Below are 17,205 nucleotides of genomic sequence, written 5' to 3'. Positions count from 1 at the left end.
ACCGCCCGGGTCCGCATCCCCGCCGCGTCCGAACCCGCCTCCGGCTCCGACAGGCAGTACGAGAACATCCCCTCACCCCGCGCCAGCGCCCCCAGATACCTCGCCTTCAACTCCGGCGAACCCGACAACTGCACCGGCAACGACCCCAGCTTGTTCACCGCCGGAATCAACGAGGACGACGCACACACCCGCGCCACCTCCTCGATCACGATCACCGTCGCCAGCGCGTCCGCCCCCGCACCACCGAACTCCTCCGGCACGTGCACCGCATGCAGATCACTCCCCCGCAACGCGTCCAACGCCTCCTGCGGGAACCGCCCCTGCTCGTCCACCTCCGCCGCGAACGGAGCGATCTTCGCCTCGGCCAGCGAACGCACCGCCTCACGGAGCATCTCGTGCTCCTCGGAGATACGGAAGAGATCGAAGTCAGCCGCCCCTGCGCTGCCCGCCATGATGCCCGCCTCGTCCAGTGATCGAAGTCGATCCGGTGTTAACTACCGTTCAGTAGAGATCCTAGGGCTCCGACCTGCGGCTGCCTAGCGTCCCCGGTGTACAGGCGATCGAGGCCGGATCCGTCGGGGCGGATAGCATCAGAGGCACCCGTACAGGTCGAGTCCGCACAAAGGGGAACCCGTGACCCTCCGCATCTCCGTGATCGGCACCGGCTACCTCGGCGCCACGCACGCGGCCGCGATGGCCGAGTTCGGCTTCGAGGTGCTGGGCCTGGACATCGACCCCGACAAGATCGCCACGCTGACCGCCGGCCGCGTCCCGATGTACGAGCCGGGGCTGTCCGAGCTGCTGCTCAAGCACGTCGCCGGGCACGAGGGTTCGACCGGCCGGCTGCGCTTCACCAGCTCCGTCCAGGAGGCCGCGGAGTTCGGCGACGTGCACTTCGTCTGCGTCAACACCCCGCAACGCAAGGGCGAGTTCGCCGCCGACATGTCGTACGTCGACGCCGCGATCGACGGCCTCGCCCCCTACCTGACCCGCCCGGTCCTGGTGGTCGGCAAGTCCACCGTGCCGGTCGGCTCGGCGAGCCGGCTCGCCGAGCGGCTGGCCGCGCTGGCACCCGTCGGCGCGGGCGCCGAACTCGCCTGGAACCCGGAGTTCCTGCGCGAGGGCTTCGCCGTCCAGGACACCCTGCGCCCGGACCGGATCGTCGTCGGCGCCCACAGCGAGCGCGCCGAGCGGCTGCTGCGCGAGGTGTACGCCGAGCCGATCGCGGCCGGGGTGCCGTTCCTGGTCACCGACTACGCGACCGCCGAGCTGGTGAAGGCCGCCGCCAACTCCTTCCTGGCCACCAAGATCTCCTTCATCAACGCGATGGCCGAGGTCTGCGAGGCGGCCGGCGCCGACGTCACGCTGCTCTCCACCGCGCTCGGGCACGACGAGCGGATCGGCCGCAAGTTCCTCAACTCCGGCCTGGGCTTCGGCGGCGGCTGCCTGCCCAAGGACATCCGGGCGTTCATGGCCCGGGCCGGCGAACTCGGCGCCGACCAGGCACTGACCTTCCTGCGCGAGGTCGACTCGATCAACATGCGCCGCCGCTCCCGGATGGTGGAGCTGGCCCGCGAGCAGTGCGGCGGCGGCTTCCTGGGCCGCCGGGTGGCCGTCCTCGGCGCCGCGTTCAAGCCCAACTCGGACGACATCCGGGACTCCCCCGCGCTCAACGTCGCCGCCCAGATCCAACTCCAGGGCGCCCAGGTCACCGTCTACGACCCGAAGGCCGTCGACAACGCCCGCAAGATGTTCCCCTCGCTCGCCTACGCCGACTCGGCCCTGGAGGCCGCCGAGGGCGCCCACGTCGTCCTGCACCTCACCGAGTGGGCCGAGTTCCGCGAGCTGGACCCGGCCGACCTCGGCGCCGTGGTCGCCGAACGCCGCCTCCTCGACGGCCGCAACGTCCTGGACGCCGACGCCTGGCGCGCCGCCGGCTGGACCTACCGCGCCCTCGGCCGCCCCAGCTGACGCCTGCCGACACTTCCCGCGCCCGCCCCCGGACCCCTGGGGGCGGGCGCGTCTGGAATTCCACCCTTCGTTCTGAAGTTACGCCTCCCGTTCGACCGACCTGGAGCACGCGATGACGACAGAGTTCTACCGGCGAGAGCCGACGCCGCGCACCGCCTGGCGACAGGCCGTCCTCATGGGCCGTAACGCCCGCACGTACAAGTTCGCGCTGGGATCCGCCCTGCTGGAGTGCGCGGCCGCCGGACGCACCGAGGTGCCGCTGCACGAACTGGCCGAGCCGTACTCCATGGCTCTGGTCACCCGGTTGCGCGACGCCCCTCAGGCCCCGGCCATGGGCGGGGACGACGACTTCCTCGCCGTCTCCGCGCAGGAGACCGACGAGTGCCTGGCCGCCGGACGCCCCACCGAGCGACTCCTCCAAGCCGCCTGCAAGTCGATGCCGGACATGGTCATGGACCGGTTCCACAACCTCGCGGGCGGCACCGAGGTCGCGCACCGCTTCTACGAGTTGTCCGGCCGGGGACGGGACCGCGTCGTCCTGCTCACTCCCGCCCTCCAGCAGATCGCCGCGTCGGAACAGGCCGCCGGACTGCGGGCGGAGTTGGCGGCACGCTGGAGCATCGTGGAGTCCGCCTTCGCCCTGGGCATCGGCCGTGGCCTGCTCGCCGACGAACTCTCGGTGGATGTGGAGCGGTGGCTCCTGATGGATCGGCGCCGTCGACGCCCCGTCACCGGGGTCGCCGACGCCCTGATCGGCTTCCAGCACGGGCGCTGCCTGATCTGCGACGAACCCATCACCGCTGAGGACAAGGTCGCCGTCGACCACGTCTTCCCGTTCTCGCTGATGAAGCGCTTCGATTTCGAGCCGGGCGGGCCACAACCGGACCTGGACCGCCCATGGAACCTCTCGCCTACCCACGAGGCGTGCAACAGCGCCAAGAGCGACCGCCTGCCGACCCTGAAGGAACTCGACCGACTGGCCAGTCGCAACGAGGCCGTCATGAACTCCCCGGTCCGGCTGAAGGACAACCTGCGGGCGAGCCTCAACCACGCGAAGCTCGGCTCGCGCTCGCCGGGCAGCCGCTGGCCCGCCTTCATCCGCCAGGTGCAGGCGCACTTCGACTGACCCCTCCGTACGGGGCTCGCGGGAATCCGGCGCCCGTGGCCGTCGTTGGCACCGGCATGACGAGCTACGGCGACGACGCGACGGTTCGCGAGATCCTCACCGGCACCGGCGACACCTGGGCGGTGGTGGGCCTGTCCAACAACACCGCCCGGGCCGCCTACGGGGTGGCCGGGGTGCTCCAGCGGTACGGCAAGCGCGTCGTGCCGGTGCACCCGAAGGCCGAGACGGTCCTCGGCGAGCCCGGCTACGCCTCGCTCGCCGCGATCCCGTTCCCGGTCGACGTGGTGGACGTGTTCGTGAACAGCGCGCTGGCCGGGGAGGTGGCCGACCAGGCGGTGGTGGCCGGGGCGAGGGCCGTCTGGTTCCAGCTGGGTGTGGTCGACGAGGCCGCGTACGCGCGGACCAGGACGGCCGGGCTCGCCATGGTGATGGACAGGTGCCCGGCCATCGAGATCCCGCGGCTGGGCTGACCTCAGCCCTGCGCGCCGTCCAGCTGCGCGATGGTGGCGATGGACGGACGACGGCCGGCCCGCAGCCCGGCGGCGACGGACTCGGCGTCGCGCAGGACGCGGACGGCGTTGTGCCAGGTGAGCTTGGCGAGGTCGGCCTCGGACCAGTTCCGGCGCAGGAGTTCGGCGATCAGGTTGGGGTAGCCGGCCACCGAGCCCAGGCCGTCGGGCAGGAAGGCGGTGCCGTCGAAGTCGCCGCCGATGCCGATGTGGTCGATGCCGGCGACCTCGCGCAGGTGGTCGAGGTGGTCGGCGACGGTGGCCGGGGTGGCGATCGGGCGCGGGTTGGCGGCCTCGAAGGCGCGCTGGCGCTCCATCGCGGGCGGGGTGGTGTCGAGCGGGTGGAAGCCGTGGGCGCGCATGTTCTCGTCGGCGGCCAGGGTCCACTCGATGGCGGCGGGCAGGATGAACTTGGGCACGAAGGTGGCCATCGCCACGCCGCCGTTGGCGGGCAGCTGGGCGAGCACGTCGTCCGGGATGTTGCGCGGGTGGTCGCAGACGGCGCGGGCGGAGGAGTGCGAGAAGACGACCGGCGCCTCGGTGACCCGCAGGGCGTCGCGCATGGTGTCGGCGGAGACGTGCGAGAGGTCGACGAGCATGCCGAGCCGGTTCATCTCCCGGACGACCTCCTCGCCGAAGCGGGTCAGCCCGCCGGCCGCCGGCTTGTCGGTGGCGGAGTCGGCCCACGGCACGTTGTCGTTGTGGGTGAGCGTCAGGTAGCGCACGCCGAGCTCGTGGAGGGCACGCAGGGTGGCGAGCGAGCAGTCGATGGAGTGGCCGCCCTCGGCGCCCATCAGGGAGGCGATCCGGCCCTCGGCGCGGGCGGCCTCCATGTCGTCGGCGGTGCGGGCGAGCCGGAGCCGGTCGGGGTAGCGCTCGACCAGGGCGTGGACGAAGTCGATCTGTTCCAGGGTGGCGCTCACCGCGTGGTCGCCGGCCAGCCGGGTCGGCACGTAGACGGACCAGAACTGCGCGCCGACCCCGCCCTCCGCGAGGCGGGCGAGGTCGGTGTGCAGGCGGTCGCTCTGGTCGGCGGCGAGGTCGACCGCGCCGAGGTCGTACCCGGCCTGCTCGCGCATCGCCCACGGGAGGTCGTTGTGGCCGTCGACCACGGGGGCGGTGCGCAGCAGGGCCTTGGCGCGGTCCAGCGGGGTGGGGGAGTCCGGATCGGTAGTCATACCGGCTGTTCTACCCCACCCGCCGCCGGGGCTACTTGCCGAAGCCGAAGGAGGAGGATCCGGCCACCTTGGCGCGGAGCTTCTTGCCCTTCTCGGTGGCCTGGTTGTTCAGCTCGGCCTGGAAGTCGGTCATCCGCTCGGTCAGCTCGGGGTCGAACGCGGCCAGCATCCGCACGGCGAGCAGGCCGGCGTTGCGCGCGCCGGCCACCGAGACGGTCGCGACCGGGACGCCGGCCGGCATCTGGACGATGGACAGCAGGCTGTCCATGCCGTCCAGGTAGCGCAGCGGCACCGGCACGCCGATGACGGGCAGCGGGGTGACGGAGGCGAGCATGCCCGGCAGGTGGGCGGCGCCGCCGGCGCCGGCGATGATGGCCTTGAGGCCGCGCCGGTGGGCGTTCTCGCCGTACGCGACCATCTCGCGGGGCATCCGGTGCGCCGAGACGACGTCGACCTCGTAGGGGATCTCGAACTCGTCGAGGGCCTGGGCGGCGGCCTCCATGACGGGCCAGTCGGAGTCCGAGCCCATGACGATGCCGACGAGCGGGCTCGAAGGGGAGGAGGTCATTCGGTGATCGTTCCTCGCAGGTAGGCGGCCGCGTGGCGGGCGCGCTCGCGGACGTCGTCGAGGTCGTCCCCGAAGACGTTGACGTGGCCGACCTTGCGGCCGGGCTTCACGTCCTTCCCGTACATGTGGATCCGCAGGCCGGGGTCGCGGGCCATGCAGTGCAGGAAGGCGTGGTACATGTCCGGGTAGTCGCCGCCGAGGACGTTGACCATGACGGTCCACCTGGCGCGCGGCCGGGGGTCGCCGAGCGGGAGGTCGAGGACGGCCCGCAGGTGGTTCTCGAACTGCGAGGTGACGGCGCCGTCCTGGGTCCAGTGCCCGGAGTTGTGGGGGCGCATGGCGAGTTCGTTGACGAGGATCCGGCCGTCCCTGGTCTGGAACAGTTCGACGGCGAGGTGGCCGGTGATGCCGAGGTCGCCGGCGATGCGCAGGGCCAGCTGCTGGGCCTCGTCGGAGAGGGCGGGGTCGAGGTCCGGCGCGGGGGCGGTGACCTCGGCGCAGACGCCGTTCTCCTGGACGCTCTCCACCACCGGGTAGGCGACGGCCTGGCCGCTGGGCGAGCGGACGACGTTGGCGGCGAGTTCGCGGACGAAGTCGACCTTCTCCTCGGCGAGCACCGGGACGCCGGCCAGGAACGGCGCCTGCGCGTCCTCCTCGCCGTCGACGACCCAGACGCCCTTGCCGTCGTAGCCGCCGCGGACGGTCTTCAGCACGACCGGGTAGCCGGAGCCCTCGTTCGCGAAGGCGGTGACGTCGGCCGGGTCGGCGACGATCCGGTGGCGGGGGCAGGGCACGCCGATGGCGTCGAGCTTGGCCCGCATGACGCCCTTGTCCTGGGCGTTGACCAGCGCGTCCGGGCCGGGCCGGACGGCGATGCCGTCGGCTTCCAGGGCCCGCAGGTGCTCGGTGGGGACGTGCTCGTGGTCGAAGGTGATCACGTCGCAGCCGGCCGCGAAGCGGCGCAGCGTGTCGAGGTCGCGGTAGTCACCGAGGACGACGTCGGAGACCACCTGTGCGGCGGAGTCCTGGGGCGTGTCGGCGAGGAGTTTGAACCTGACCCCGAGCGGGATGCCCGCCTGGTGTGCCATGCGGGCCAACTGCCCGCCGCCGATCATGCCCACCACTGGAAAATTCACATTGCCCGGGGAAGTCACCCCGCCAGGATATCCGGGCCGGTCGGGGGTGGTGGAACCGCTGGGGTGGGCTGGGCGTCCCAGTCAACCCGGAGCCCTGGGGGCTGAGCCGTTCGGTGGAAGCGGGTAGCCTGGACGGCTAGGTCCTGGTCTGCGCAGTCCGATCATGTGCGTGCACGCAGGGCTCAAGGGGTGGACGCGTCCACGCGATCCGCTCTTCGACCCGCAGGCACATGGAGGCAGCCCGGTATGGCGACGACCGAAGCTTCGAGCCCTTCGCTCTCGCAGAAACTGCGGGGGCTGTCAGGCGAAGTGGTGAAGTTCGGCCTGGTCGGCCTGAGCGGCGTGGTGGTCAACTTCGCCGTGTTCTGGGTGTGCCTCAACGGGCTGGGCCTGGCCTCGCTGCGGTCCAACATCGCGGCGACGCTGATCGCCATCGCCACCAACTACCTGGGCTACCGCTACTGGCTGTACCGGGACCGCGATGCCGCCTCGCGCAAGCGGGAGATCACGCTGTTCCTGGTGTACAGCGGCATCGGCATGCTGATCGAGACCGGGGTGCTCGGCTTCTCGGTGTACGTGCTCGGCCTCGACTCGCACTACGAGCAGCTGGGCGCCAAGGTGGCCGGCCTCGCGGTGGCCACCGTGTTCCGCTTCTTCTCGTACCGGACCTGGGTGTTCAAGGCGCTGCCCGAGCCGGTCGCGCAGGAAGCGAGCGGCACCGGCGGCACCGGCGGCGCCAGCGGCCAGGAGCTGGCCGCCCAGGCCGAGCTGATGCTGGCCGCCGAGCAGATCCGCTACGCCAAGGCCGAATAGCCGCCCGGCCGTAACCCCCGGCCGCACCTAGGCCGCACCTAGGCCGCACCCCCGACCGGCTCCCGCCCCGGCTCAGTCCGTGTGGCTGCGGCCGAGGAAGAGCGCGAACACGGCGGGCTTCAGCGAGAGCAGTTCGAGCCGCCCGCCGTCCGCCTCCGCGAGGTCACGGGCGACGGCCAGGCCGATGCCGGTGGAGTTGCGGCCGCTGACGGCGCGTTCGAACACCCGGTTCCCGAGGTCCGGTGGCACGCCGGCGCCCTGGTCCTGCACCTCGACCACCACCGAGGTGCCGGAGGGCCGGACCCGCAGGGTGATCGTCCCGGCGCCGTGCATCAGCGAGTTCTCGATCAGGGTGGCCAGCACCTGGGCGACGGTGCCCGGGGTGCCGACGGCGGTGACCCCGTGCAGGCCTTCCAGGGACAGCACCCGTCCGGTCTCGCGCAGCGACGGGCCCCACTCCTCGACCTGCTGCTTGATCACCTCGTCCAGGTCGAAGGCCACCGCGGTGGGGCTGCGCGGGTCGCGCTGGGTGGTGAGCAGCCGCTGGACGACGTCGGTGAGCCGTTCGACCTGCTGGAGGGCGATGGTCGCCTCCTCCTTGACGGTCTCCGGCTCCTCGGCGAGGGCGGTGATCTCCTCCAGCCGCATGGAGAGCGCGGTGAGCGGGGTGCGCAGCTGGTGCGAGGCGTCGGCGGCGAGCCGGCGTTCGGCGGTGAGCATCCGGGCGATCCGCTCGGCGCTGGTGTCCAGCACCTCGGCGACCCGGTCGAGTTCGGGCACCCCGTAGCGGCGGTCGCGGGGGCGCGGGTCGCCTGAGCCGAGCCGTTCGGCGGTCTCGGCCAGGTCGGTGAGCGGCCGGGCGAGCCGTTTGGCCTGCCAGACGGCGAGCGCCACGGCGGCCTGGACGGCCAGCAGGGCGACCACGCCGAGCAGCAGCAGCATGTTGGCGATCTCGTGGTCGACGTCCGCGCGGGACTGCTCGACGGTGACGACCTCGCCGCTGTTGCCGCGTTCGACGGCCTTCAGCAGGTGGCCGCCGGCCAGGCGTTCGCCGCTGGAGACGACGTCCTGGCCGGGGATCTGCACCTCGACGTAGCTGCCCTCGGTGACCTGGTTGTCGAAGGCCCGGCCGGTGACCGGCTCGCCCGCGGAGAGCCGGTTCTCGACCAGGGCGAGCACCCGGACGGCGGACGCGTCCACCCGGTCCTGGGCCGAGTTGACGATGGTGCGCTTCTCGACCAGGGCGAGCGGCACGCAGAACACCACGACCACCACCAGGACGACGCCCAGCAGCGAGTTGATCATCCGGCGTTTCACGCTGCCGCTCCCCGAGGTGCTCCGCTTCGTCGGCCGACTCCCGGCCGCGTTCTCCGTACGGGGCTAATTCTTCTCGAACCGGAAGCCCACTCCGCGCACGGTGGCGATGTAGCGCGGGTTCGCCGCGTCGTCGCCGAGCTTCTTGCGGAGCCAGGAGATGTGCATGTCCAGGGTCTTGGTGGAGGTCCACCAGGTGGTGTCCCAGACCTGCCGCATGATCTCCTCGCGGGTGACCACCCGGCCGGCGTCCCGGACGAGGACGCGCAGCAGCTCGAACTCCTTGGCGGAGAGGGTGAGCTCCTCCTCGCCGAGCCAGGCGCGGTGGGACTCGATGTCGATCTTCACCCCGTGCGCGCCGGTGGTGAGCTGGTCGACGTTGCCGCGCCGGAGCAGGGCGCGGACGCGGGCGAGCAGTTCGGCCAGGCGGAAGGGCTTGGTCACGTAGTCGTCGGCACCGGCGTCGAGGCCGACCACGGTGTCCACCTCGTCCGCGCGGGCGGTGAGCACCAGGACGGGGCAGCTCTTGCCGTCGGCGCGCAGGCGACGGCAGACCTCCAGGCCGTCCATCTCGGGCAGGCCGAGGTCGAGGACGACGAGGTCGACCTCCTCGGTCAGGCCCGCGGCCAGTGCGGTCGGACCGTCCTCGCGGACGAGCACCTCATAGCCCTCACGTCGCAGGGCTCGGGCGAGCGGTTCGGAGATCGCCGGATCGTCCTCGGCGAGCAGCACACAGGTCATGTGGTGATGGTAGTCCGCCCGGGTATGGCGGACTGCCTTGTGAGGTAGTTCACAGAGCGTGATCGTTACACAGGAGCCCCTTCAGACTCAACACGCCGTCGCAGACCGCCCGTTCGGCGAAGAATCCGGCCTTCAATCTTTAAATTGAAGGGAAATTTGCCTGTCTACCATGGATAGATCGGACGGATCTGTCGCGGACTTTGCCATTCCCCTACCTGATTCGTGGCTTTTGTCATCTGATAACGCTAAATATCGCCACGTAGAGTGGTTCCGTCCACGTCCGCCGCCACCCCCCTTGGCGGACGCTGTCAGGCAAGGAACCCCTACTCATGGCGTCTACCACCCTGGAAGCCGGCCTCACCCCGGCCTCGCCCAGCGGCAAGACCTTCCTCGGTCACCCCCGAGGGCTCGCCACGCTCTTCCTGAGCGAGATGTGGGAGCGCTTCAGCTACTACGGCATGCGCGCCCTGCTGGTGCTCTACATGACCGCCTCCGTCACGGACGGCGGCCTCGGCATGAAGCTGGCGACCGCCGGCGCCGTGTACAGCGTCTACACGGCGATGGTCTACCTGCTGGCCCTCCCGGGCGGCTGGATCGCCGACCGCTTCCTCGGCGCCCGCAAGACGGTCGCCATCGGCGGCACGATCATCATGGCCGGCCACTTCCTGCTGGCCGTGCCGTTCACCGGCGCGTTCTTCGCCGGTCTGGTCTGCATCGCGGTGGGCTCGGGCCTGCTCAAGGCCAACATCTCCACGATGGTCGGCCACCTCTACGACGGCCCGAACGACCCGCGCCGCGACGGCGGCTTCACGATCTTCTACATGGGCGTCAACCTCGGCGCGTTCTTCGCCCCGCTGGTGGTCGGCACCGTCGGCCAGAAGGTCGACTGGCACCTGGGCTTCGCCCTGGCCGGCATCGGCATGGCGCTCGGCCTGATCCAGTTCCTGCTGGGCACCCGCCACCTGAGCCCCACCAGCGACATCGTGACCTCGCCGATCGGCGCGGACGAGAAGCGCAAGATCTTCCGCAAGGCCGGCATCTGGCTGGCCGCGGCGGTCGTCTTCTACGGCATCGTCGTCTCCACCGGCCACTTCACCATCGACTGGGCCGTCTGGCCGCTGTCCATCGCCGGCCTGGCGATCCCCTTCTTCGTGTTCGCCAAGGTGAAGCGCGACAAGGACCTCAGCGCCGACGAGCAGTCCAAGATGAGCGGCTACATCTGGTTCTTCGTCGCCGCCGCCGTGTTCTGGATGATCTACGACCAGTCCGGCTCGACGCTGAACGTCTTCGCCAAGGACCACACCGCCTCGACGCTGTTCGGGATCAACTTCCCGTCCAGCTGGTTCCAGTCGCTCAACCCGCTGTACATCATGGCGCTGGCCCCGGTCTTCGCCTGGCTCTGGGTCGCGCTGGCCCGCCGGTCGAAGAACCCCAGCACCACCATGAAGTTCGCCTTCGGTCTGCTGATGATCGGCGCCTCCTTCATGGTCATGATGCTGGCGATGGCCGCCGCCACCGGCGACACCAAGGTCACCCCGCTGTGGCTGGCCATGGTCTACCTGGTCCAGACCGTCGGCGAGCTCGCCCTCTCCCCCGTCGGCCTGTCCGTGACCACCAAGCTGGCGCCCGCCAAGTACGCCAGCCAGATGGTCGGCGTCTGGTTCCTCGCCGTCACCGCCGGTGACTGCGTGGCCGCCATCTTCCAGCTGGTGCTGGGCGACAAGGTGGTCGGCAGCAGCTGGTACTTCGCGGTCCAGGGCGGCATGGCGATCGTCGCCGGCCTCGCGCTCGCGATGTACCGCAAGCGGGTCGTCACGCTCATGGGCGACGTCCACTGACGCCCACACCCGCCCGCACCGGGGCCGCCGCGGATTCCTGAGATCCGCGGCGGCCCCGGCCGGTTTTCGCTCGACAGCGCCACACAGACCGTGCCTATGGTGCCCGGCATGACGACCGACCCGTTACCGCGCCAGCTCGCCCGCACCCGGCACTTCACCCTGGGCGCCCCCACCCACCCGGGCATCACCGCCGACGGCGCCGCCGTCCTGTTCCTGCGCAGCCGCGGCGGCACCGACCCGCTCGCCTGCCTCTGGGCGCTCGACACCGCCACCGGCCGGGAACGGCTGATCGCCGACCCGGCCGCGCTGGGCGCCTCCGTCGGCATCGCCGCGTACAGCACCGACGCCACCGGCCGGCTCGCCGCCTTCGCGCTGGACGGCACGCTGTGGCTGGCCGACACCGCTGACGGCACCGTCCGCGCCGTCCCCGTCCCCGGCCCTCCGCAGGACCCCCGGCTCGACCCGACCGGCCGCCGGATCGCCTACGTCAGCGGCGGCGCCCTGCGGGTGGCCGGTGCGGACGGTACGGGCGACCGGGCGCTGGCCGAGCCGGAGGCCGAGGACGTCGGCTACGGCCTGGCCGAGTACGTCGCCGCCGGGGAGATGCACCGCACCCGCGGGTACTGGTGGTCCCCCGACGGCACCGCCCTGCTGGTCGCCCGGGTCGACAACCGGACGGTCACCCGCTGGTTCCTCGCCGACCCCACCGACCCGGGGCAGCCGCCGCGCGTCATCCGCTACCCGCTGGCCGGCACCGCCAACGCCGAGGTCACGCTCTGGCTGCTCGGCCTCGACGGCGGCCGTACCGAGGTCCGCTGGGACCGCGCCTCCTTCGAGTACCTGACCGCCGCCGGGTGGGACGACCACGGGCCGTACGCCGCCGTGCAGAGCCGCGACCAGCGCACCGTCCGTACGCTGGCGATCAGGGCGAACGGGGACACCCTGGTGCTCGCCGAGCGAGCCGACCCGCGGTGGGTCGAACTGATCCCGGGCCTGCCGGTGCGGACGGCGGGCGGCGCGCTGGTCGACACCGCCGACGACGGCGACACCCGGCACCTGACCGTCGACGGCGAACCGGTCACCCCTGCGGGGCTACAGCTGCGGGCCGTCCTCGGGACGGAGGGCGAGACGGTGCTGTTCACCGCCTCCGAGGAGCCCACCGAGACCCACCTGTGGACGTACGAACCGGGCTCCGGCGTACGAAGGCTGAGCAGCGGGCCCGGCGTACACGGCGGCGTCGAGCGCGGCGGCACGCTGGTCCTCACCACCGGCGGCCGCGCCACCGTTCTGCGGGAGGGCCGCCCGCCGCTGGCGCTCACCTCGTACACCGAAGCGCCCGTCGTCACCACCCGCCCCGAGCTGCTCCGCCTCGGCCCGCGCGAACTGCGCGCCAACCTCTTCCTGCCCACCGGCCACCGCCCCGGCGGCACCCCGCTGCCCGTCCTGCTCGACCCGTACGGCGGGCCCGCGATGCAGAAGGCCACCACCGGCGGCGCCTGGCACGAGCAGGTGTCGCAATGGTTCGCCGACCAGGGCTTCGCGGTGCTGGTGGCGGACGGGCGCGGCACCCCGGGGCGCGGGCCGCGCTGGGACAAGACCATCTACGGCGACAAGGCCGGGCCGGCGTTGGAGGACCAAATCGAGGCCCTGCACGAGGCCGCCCGGCTGCGACCCGAACTGCTGGACCTCGACCGGGTCGGCATCCGGGGCTGGTCGTACGGCGGCTTCCTCGCCGCCCTCGCGGTGCTGAGGCGCCCCGACGTCTTCCACGCCGCCTCGGCCGGGGCCGCCCCCACCGACCAGCGGCTGTACGACACCCACTGGCAGGAGCGCTTCCTCGGCCACCCCGACGAGCATCCCGAGCACTACGACAGCGGCTCGCTCATCACCGAGGCCCCGAAGCTGAGCCGCCCCCTGCTGCTGATCCAGGGCCTGGACGACGACAACGTCTTCCCCGTCCACGCCCTGCGGCTCTCCAGCGCCCTCCTCGCCGCCGGCCGCCCGCACGAGGTCCTGCCGTTGCGTGGCACCGGCCACCGGCCGACCGACGAGGCGGTGGTGGAGCACCTGCTGCTGCATGAACTGGAGTTCCTGCGGCGGTCATTGGGCAGGTAGAGCATGAGCGCGCAGGAAGTCGGCCGGGCCGACTTCCTGCGCACGCCCTCACCCCCCGAGGACGCGGATGGCCTCCGGGCTCTCCGGGGAGTCCAGCCACATGGTGTGGGCGTCCGGGGTAGCGGTGAGGCCGAAGCGGGCGGGGCCGGGGCGGCCCCGGGCGTCCCACCGGCGCCGGGCGGCCTCCACCTCGTCCCAGAGGTTCCGGGGGCCGGACTGGTACACCTCGTACGCGGTGCGGCCACGCTCGTAGTCGGCCGAGGCCCAGGAGCGGGTGTCGCGGCTGTGGAGCCACAGGGTGTACGCGCCGTCGTCGTGGCGCTCTGCCCGCCAGAACACACCGGGCACGGCCGCCCCGATGACGAACTGCTCGAACCACCCGCCCGTGTCAGGCGGGGCGAGGGCGGTGGTGGTCCGCACCCCGTCGGCGGGCCACTCCCGGCCGCGCAGGTAGTCCTCGAACGGCGGCCGGTCAGTGCGCTGTTGGCGCAACCGCATGAACGCCAGCTCCGTGCGATGGTCGCCGATCTTCATGGCCGCGCGGATGTGCTGCTCGGCCAGTTCCAGATCCCGCTCACGATGCCAGACCCGAGAGCTTGATCGTTCGGGCGCGGGCCGGCTGACGGCGTCTCGTTCGGAGCGACTCCCAACTCCGCTGAGCATCGCTACCGTTGTCCCATGACGGATCTACGCCGGGTGCCGGTCGACGAGGTGTTGGAACGCGTCGAGACGGCCTTGGGGACCCGGCTCGACAAGGCGACGGTGGTCCGCAAACGCCGGTCCGTGGGAGCCGGTACGGAGCGTGGCACCTGGGTGCGCATCGAACGGCGCGGACTCGACCGAATCGGCGTCCAAGGCGGGGACGGGACCCCCTCCGCTGAGGCGCTGCACGGGATCGCGAAGCCCGCGTGGCTGGCCGGCGTCGCCTGGCGGGACGACGCCGAGCCAGTGATGTGGCGGGCCGATGAAACCGAACTGCTGCCATCCACCCCAGTGGGGTCCGCAGTTGTGGCCGAGGACCCCGCTTTGCCGTCCAACTGGTGGCCGGCGCTGAATACCTCCCTCGACGCGCTCGCGAAGCAACGGACGAATCGGATCGCCACACCGGACATGGAGACGATTACCCAGGAGCTGGTGAGTCGAACGATCAGCCAGGTGTTCCCCGGGATCGACGCTGTGGTGAGCGAGTGGTGTCCGGCGCATGCGGATCTGAACTGGGCGAACGTGACGGCGCCCGAGTTCTGCGTCTTCGACTGGGAGGACTGGGGCATGGCCCCACGTGGTCTGGACGCTGCCACGCTGTGGGCGGCGTCACTCGCTGTTCCGGCGCTGGCCGATCGCGTTCGCGTCGAGAGGAGCGGCGACTTCGCGAGCCGGGACGGCAAGCTGATGACCTTGTTCGTCGCGGCGAAGATCCTCGGGCCGTACGCGCATCCCGAGGACCCGCGCCTTGAGGGCGCCCGCGTGTTGGCGGAGCAGGTGGCGAAGGAGCTTCAGCCGGACTGACTCAGAAGCTGCCGGTATGACCGGACCACCTCGGTGTCGATCTCATACGCCAGGCCACCGAGCAGCTCCCGCAAATGCTCAGCATCATCGGTGCCCACCGCCACCGCCTCTACCTCGGGAAGCGCGAAGGCGACCCGGAATGCTGCCTGAACCGCCGTGACAGCTGGTACCTGTGGTACCTGCAGGAACACCCTCGGGTCCACCCTCGACCATACGGATGCCGTCGCACTGCCGCCGAACGGGCTCATCCCCCATACCGTGGTCGGCCGCCACCCGGTCACCAGCGCCTGGGCGGCATCGAGCACGCTGCTGCTGACCAGAAGGCCGGACCGGACCATCAGAATTTCCGGCCGAGGTATGGCGAGGCCGACCAGCGGACGGGGGTCCCAGGTTGAAATCCCCCAGCGCCCGCACAGCCCCGCCGCAGCCGCGTCGGACAAGACCGCGCACGCACGCCTCAGAGTCTCGGCGTTGGGGGTGGAATGCTCAGGGTTGTGGAGGAGGACTGTGTCCGGTTCACAGCCGAGATCCTTCGCCGTCTTCTCGACAGCGCACCGGAGCCGGGCCGGGAGGAGGCTGTGCCCGTCCTCGAAGTAGCCAACTTTCGTGGAGATCGAGAACTTCGCGAGCAGGTCGCCGGCAACCATCGTGAGGGTGCAGTGGGAGTGATGGCCAAGGTAGTTCGACGCGGTGTCGAGCGCGGTGACGCCGAGGTCCAGGGCGTGGCTCAGGAGGTCGCGTCGGTGACGAGACCGGTGTAGCCCCAGGACAATTCGTCGGTTAGCGGTGCGCACAACTCCTCCTTGATCAGGGCCACGGCAACCTCGTGGATCTCGTCCCCGGCGGCCGCCGCTGCCTGCTCGAGCGCCACCGGCCTGCCGCTGAGCAGCAACCGCAAGGAGGGAAGGGCCTTCGCGGCAAAGGTGAGCTTCTTCCCGGCCGCCATGACGTCCACGGCGTCCCCGTTCTCCCTAAGCCGGGGCGGGAAGTGGGTGGTACACACAACGGCGCGGAGCGGGCCGAAGATGCCGAGGAAGGGGACGTGGCGCCCGGGGGCGGTCTGCTGCCTGTGGGCGCTGAGGAAGTCCTCCGGGCCGCGCTGGCAGACGAGGCGACTGGCAGCTTCCATCAGAGCGGAGCTGCCAGTACCCCTGCGGTCGAGGTCGTGGCGGAAGATCTCCTGCTCGCGGCACCAATCACCCAGCCAGGCCATCCAGGAGGCGCCGGTGCGCTTGGTGATTCCGAAGGTGACGTGGAGGCTGTGACCAGTGCCGCTTCCGGTGCGGGTGGCCTGGTGCCAATGGCCGCGCGGGATGTGCATGACGTCGCCAGCCTGAAGTGTGCCGTTGAAGATCACGGTGTCGCTGGGCGTGCTGTTGGGGTCGGCGTCCCGGTACATGGGAGCAGTGCGGGAGGTGTCTCGAACCTCCCAGTCCTTCTCCCCCGACAGCTGAACGATGACCACGTCATGGTCGTCCCAATGCAGTGGGAACCCGGCGGCGTCGTTGGTGGTGAGGTACGCGTTCACTTGCACGCGCTCGTGCGCCCACCACTGCAAGGCGCGACAGGTGACCTCCATGGTGGGGTCAAAGACGTTGACCTGGTCCATGATGAGCGTCGCGCCCTGCCGGAGCAGGTCGCCGAGGCGGTACATGTTCGCCATCGGGATGGACTGTCCGCGCGGGCTGACGCTGTCGGTGAAGTACACGGCAGGGTGGACTTCCTCGCCGTTCTGGAAGGCCCGGAACTGTGGCCGGTTGAGGCTGCGCCGCATCGCGATGTCGAGCAGCTTGTTCGGGGTGAGGATGCGCGACAGGAGCGCGTCGTCCTCGATCCGCCCGAGAACGAAGCCGGTGCCGATCGGCTCGGAGCTGCGCCATCCGAGGGCCGTCTCGATGGCGGTGACCAGTCGGTGTTCCACTGCTGCCTCCGTAGGGGTGTGCTGGAGTGGGGCGGGAACTCGCGCGGTGCACGAGTTCCCGCCCCGGGGGATGACCGGGTCTTAGGCGACGTCGGTCAGGTTTCCGTCACCGCCGGGCCACGGAGCATCGCCGGACGATCCGGCGTTGTCGGAGCGGAGGCTGTCGTACCTGTCCTGGACAGCGGCCAGCTCCTCGACCGCGACCAGCAGCCCACTCGTCTTCGTCAGCGGCTTCTTCGTGGTGTCGTCCACGTGGCGCTCTCCTTTCTTCTCGGCTCCGCCCGATTCCGGGCGAAGGTCTGGGGCGAACCCCTCCGGCACTGGGTAGGGGCTGATCGCCCGGAACCTCGAAACAGAAGGCATCTCAGTGATTAGCCTGAGAACAATGGAATATGACTGTTCGCCAGGCCGGTAGCCAACCGTCCTTAACGCTCGCGAGTTAACCCTTCCCGACCTGCGCCGACACAGC

General features: G+C 70.9%; 17 protein-coding genes. 7 read left to right on the top strand and 10 right to left on the bottom strand.

Annotated elements, in window-relative coordinates; translation table 11 throughout:
- Positions 1-452, bottom strand: a 452-nt coding sequence (locus tag ABT015_RS06585; RefSeq protein ID WP_350877383.1) for an acyl-CoA dehydrogenase family protein, incomplete at its 3' end; no start/stop codon positions are given.
- A gap of 181 nt (positions 453-633) precedes the next feature.
- On the opposite strand from ABT015_RS06585, the gene ABT015_RS06580 reads away from it, so the two are divergent.
- The 3 genes from ABT015_RS06580 (at position 634) to ABT015_RS06570 (ending at position 3,567) form a co-directional block, all read left to right on the top strand.
- Positions 634-1,971 carry a UDP-glucose dehydrogenase family protein gene (locus ABT015_RS06580; RefSeq protein ID WP_350877381.1) on the top strand — a complete coding sequence of 446 codons (1,338 nt, stop codon included), beginning with the start codon at positions 634-636 and terminating at the stop codon, positions 1,969-1,971.
- A 112-nt stretch (positions 1,972-2,083) separates the two neighbouring features.
- Complete coding sequence (locus ABT015_RS06575) at positions 2,084-3,097, top strand: HNH endonuclease (RefSeq protein WP_350877379.1); 1,014 nt, start codon at positions 2,084-2,086, stop codon at positions 3,095-3,097.
- A gap of 56 nt (positions 3,098-3,153) precedes the next feature.
- Positions 3,154-3,567: a CoA-binding protein gene (locus ABT015_RS06570; RefSeq protein ID WP_350877418.1), complete on the top strand. Its 414-nt coding sequence runs from the start codon at positions 3,154-3,156 to the stop codon at positions 3,565-3,567.
- A gap of 2 nt (positions 3,568-3,569) precedes the next feature.
- On the opposite strand, the gene ABT015_RS06565 is transcribed toward ABT015_RS06570, so the two are convergent.
- Genes ABT015_RS06565 through ABT015_RS06555 form a run of 3 tightly spaced genes read right to left on the bottom strand, consistent with a single transcriptional unit; the run spans position 3,570 to position 6,488 of the window.
- Positions 3,570-4,784 carry a dipeptidase gene (locus ABT015_RS06565; protein WP_350877377.1) on the bottom strand — a complete coding sequence of 405 codons (1,215 nt, stop codon included), beginning with the start codon at positions 4,782-4,784 and terminating at the stop codon, positions 3,570-3,572.
- A 31-nt stretch (positions 4,785-4,815) separates the two neighbouring features.
- Entirely contained in the window at positions 4,816-5,352 is a 537-nt protein-coding gene (gene purE / locus ABT015_RS06560; RefSeq protein ID WP_063349101.1) for a 5-(carboxyamino)imidazole ribonucleotide mutase, read from the bottom strand.
- Positions 5,349-6,488 carry a 5-(carboxyamino)imidazole ribonucleotide synthase gene (locus ABT015_RS06555; RefSeq protein ID WP_350877416.1) on the bottom strand — a complete coding sequence of 380 codons (1,140 nt, stop codon included), beginning with the start codon at positions 6,486-6,488 and terminating at the stop codon, positions 5,349-5,351. Before ABT015_RS06555 ends, purE begins: the two co-directional genes overlap by 4 nt.
- Positions 6,489-6,734: 246 nt before the next feature.
- On the opposite strand from ABT015_RS06555, the gene ABT015_RS06550 reads away from it, so the two are divergent.
- The gene (locus ABT015_RS06550; protein WP_350877374.1) at positions 6,735-7,301 is read left to right on the top strand and encodes a GtrA family protein; all 567 of its coding nucleotides are present in this window, start codon (positions 6,735-6,737) and stop codon (positions 7,299-7,301) included.
- Between the two features lie 72 nt (positions 7,302-7,373).
- Here the strand turns inward: ABT015_RS06550 and ABT015_RS06545 are convergent, their stop codons facing one another.
- Together ABT015_RS06545 and ABT015_RS06540 are read right to left on the bottom strand one after the other, a co-directional pair.
- Positions 7,374-8,618, bottom strand: a complete 1,245-nt coding sequence (locus ABT015_RS06545) for a sensor histidine kinase (RefSeq protein ID WP_350877372.1) — start codon at positions 8,616-8,618, stop codon at positions 7,374-7,376.
- A 63-nt stretch (positions 8,619-8,681) separates the two neighbouring features.
- Complete coding sequence (locus ABT015_RS06540; protein WP_030290974.1) at positions 8,682-9,356, bottom strand: response regulator transcription factor; 675 nt, start codon at positions 9,354-9,356, stop codon at positions 8,682-8,684.
- Between the two features lie 329 nt (positions 9,357-9,685).
- Here ABT015_RS06540 and ABT015_RS06535 point away from each other — a divergent pair, with 329 nt between their 5' ends.
- On the top strand, positions 9,686-11,194 hold the full coding sequence (locus ABT015_RS06535; RefSeq protein WP_350877370.1) for a peptide MFS transporter: 1,509 nt from the start codon (positions 9,686-9,688) through the stop codon (positions 11,192-11,194).
- A gap of 108 nt (positions 11,195-11,302) precedes the next feature.
- On the top strand, positions 11,303-13,309 hold the full coding sequence (locus ABT015_RS06530; protein ID WP_350877368.1) for a S9 family peptidase: 2,007 nt from the start codon (positions 11,303-11,305) through the stop codon (positions 13,307-13,309).
- 48 nt (positions 13,310-13,357) lie between these two features.
- Here the strand turns inward: ABT015_RS06530 and ABT015_RS06525 are convergent, their stop codons facing one another.
- A complete protein-coding gene (locus ABT015_RS06525; protein ID WP_350877366.1) occupies positions 13,358-13,843 on the bottom strand; it encodes a hypothetical protein in 486 nt (161 codons plus the stop codon).
- A gap of 144 nt (positions 13,844-13,987) precedes the next feature.
- On the opposite strand from ABT015_RS06525, the gene ABT015_RS06520 reads away from it, so the two are divergent.
- Complete coding sequence (locus tag ABT015_RS06520) at positions 13,988-14,815, top strand: hypothetical protein (protein ID WP_350877364.1); 828 nt, start codon at positions 13,988-13,990, stop codon at positions 14,813-14,815.
- On the opposite strand, the gene ABT015_RS06515 is transcribed toward ABT015_RS06520, so the two are convergent.
- The 3 genes from ABT015_RS06515 to ABT015_RS06505 form a co-directional block, all read right to left on the bottom strand.
- Positions 14,803-15,609: an aldo/keto reductase gene (locus tag ABT015_RS06515; protein WP_350877361.1), complete on the bottom strand. Its 807-nt coding sequence runs from the start codon at positions 15,607-15,609 to the stop codon at positions 14,803-14,805. The genes ABT015_RS06520 and ABT015_RS06515 overlap by 13 nt on opposite strands.
- A complete protein-coding gene (locus ABT015_RS06510; protein ID WP_350877359.1) occupies positions 15,543-16,736 on the bottom strand; it encodes a JmjC domain-containing protein in 1,194 nt (397 codons plus the stop codon). Before ABT015_RS06510 ends, ABT015_RS06515 begins: the two co-directional genes overlap by 67 nt.
- A gap of 81 nt (positions 16,737-16,817) precedes the next feature.
- Positions 16,818-16,988, bottom strand: coding sequence for a hypothetical protein (locus ABT015_RS06505; RefSeq protein ID WP_350877357.1), 171 nt, complete (start codon positions 16,986-16,988; stop codon positions 16,818-16,820).
- Between the last annotated feature and the right edge of the window lie 217 nt (positions 16,989-17,205).

Source organism: Kitasatospora sp. NPDC094016 (genome assembly GCF_040304045.1).
Taxonomy (GTDB): domain Bacteria; phylum Actinomycetota; class Actinomycetes; order Streptomycetales; family Streptomycetaceae; genus Kitasatospora.
This window is presented reverse-complemented; position numbering and strand designations above follow the sequence as displayed.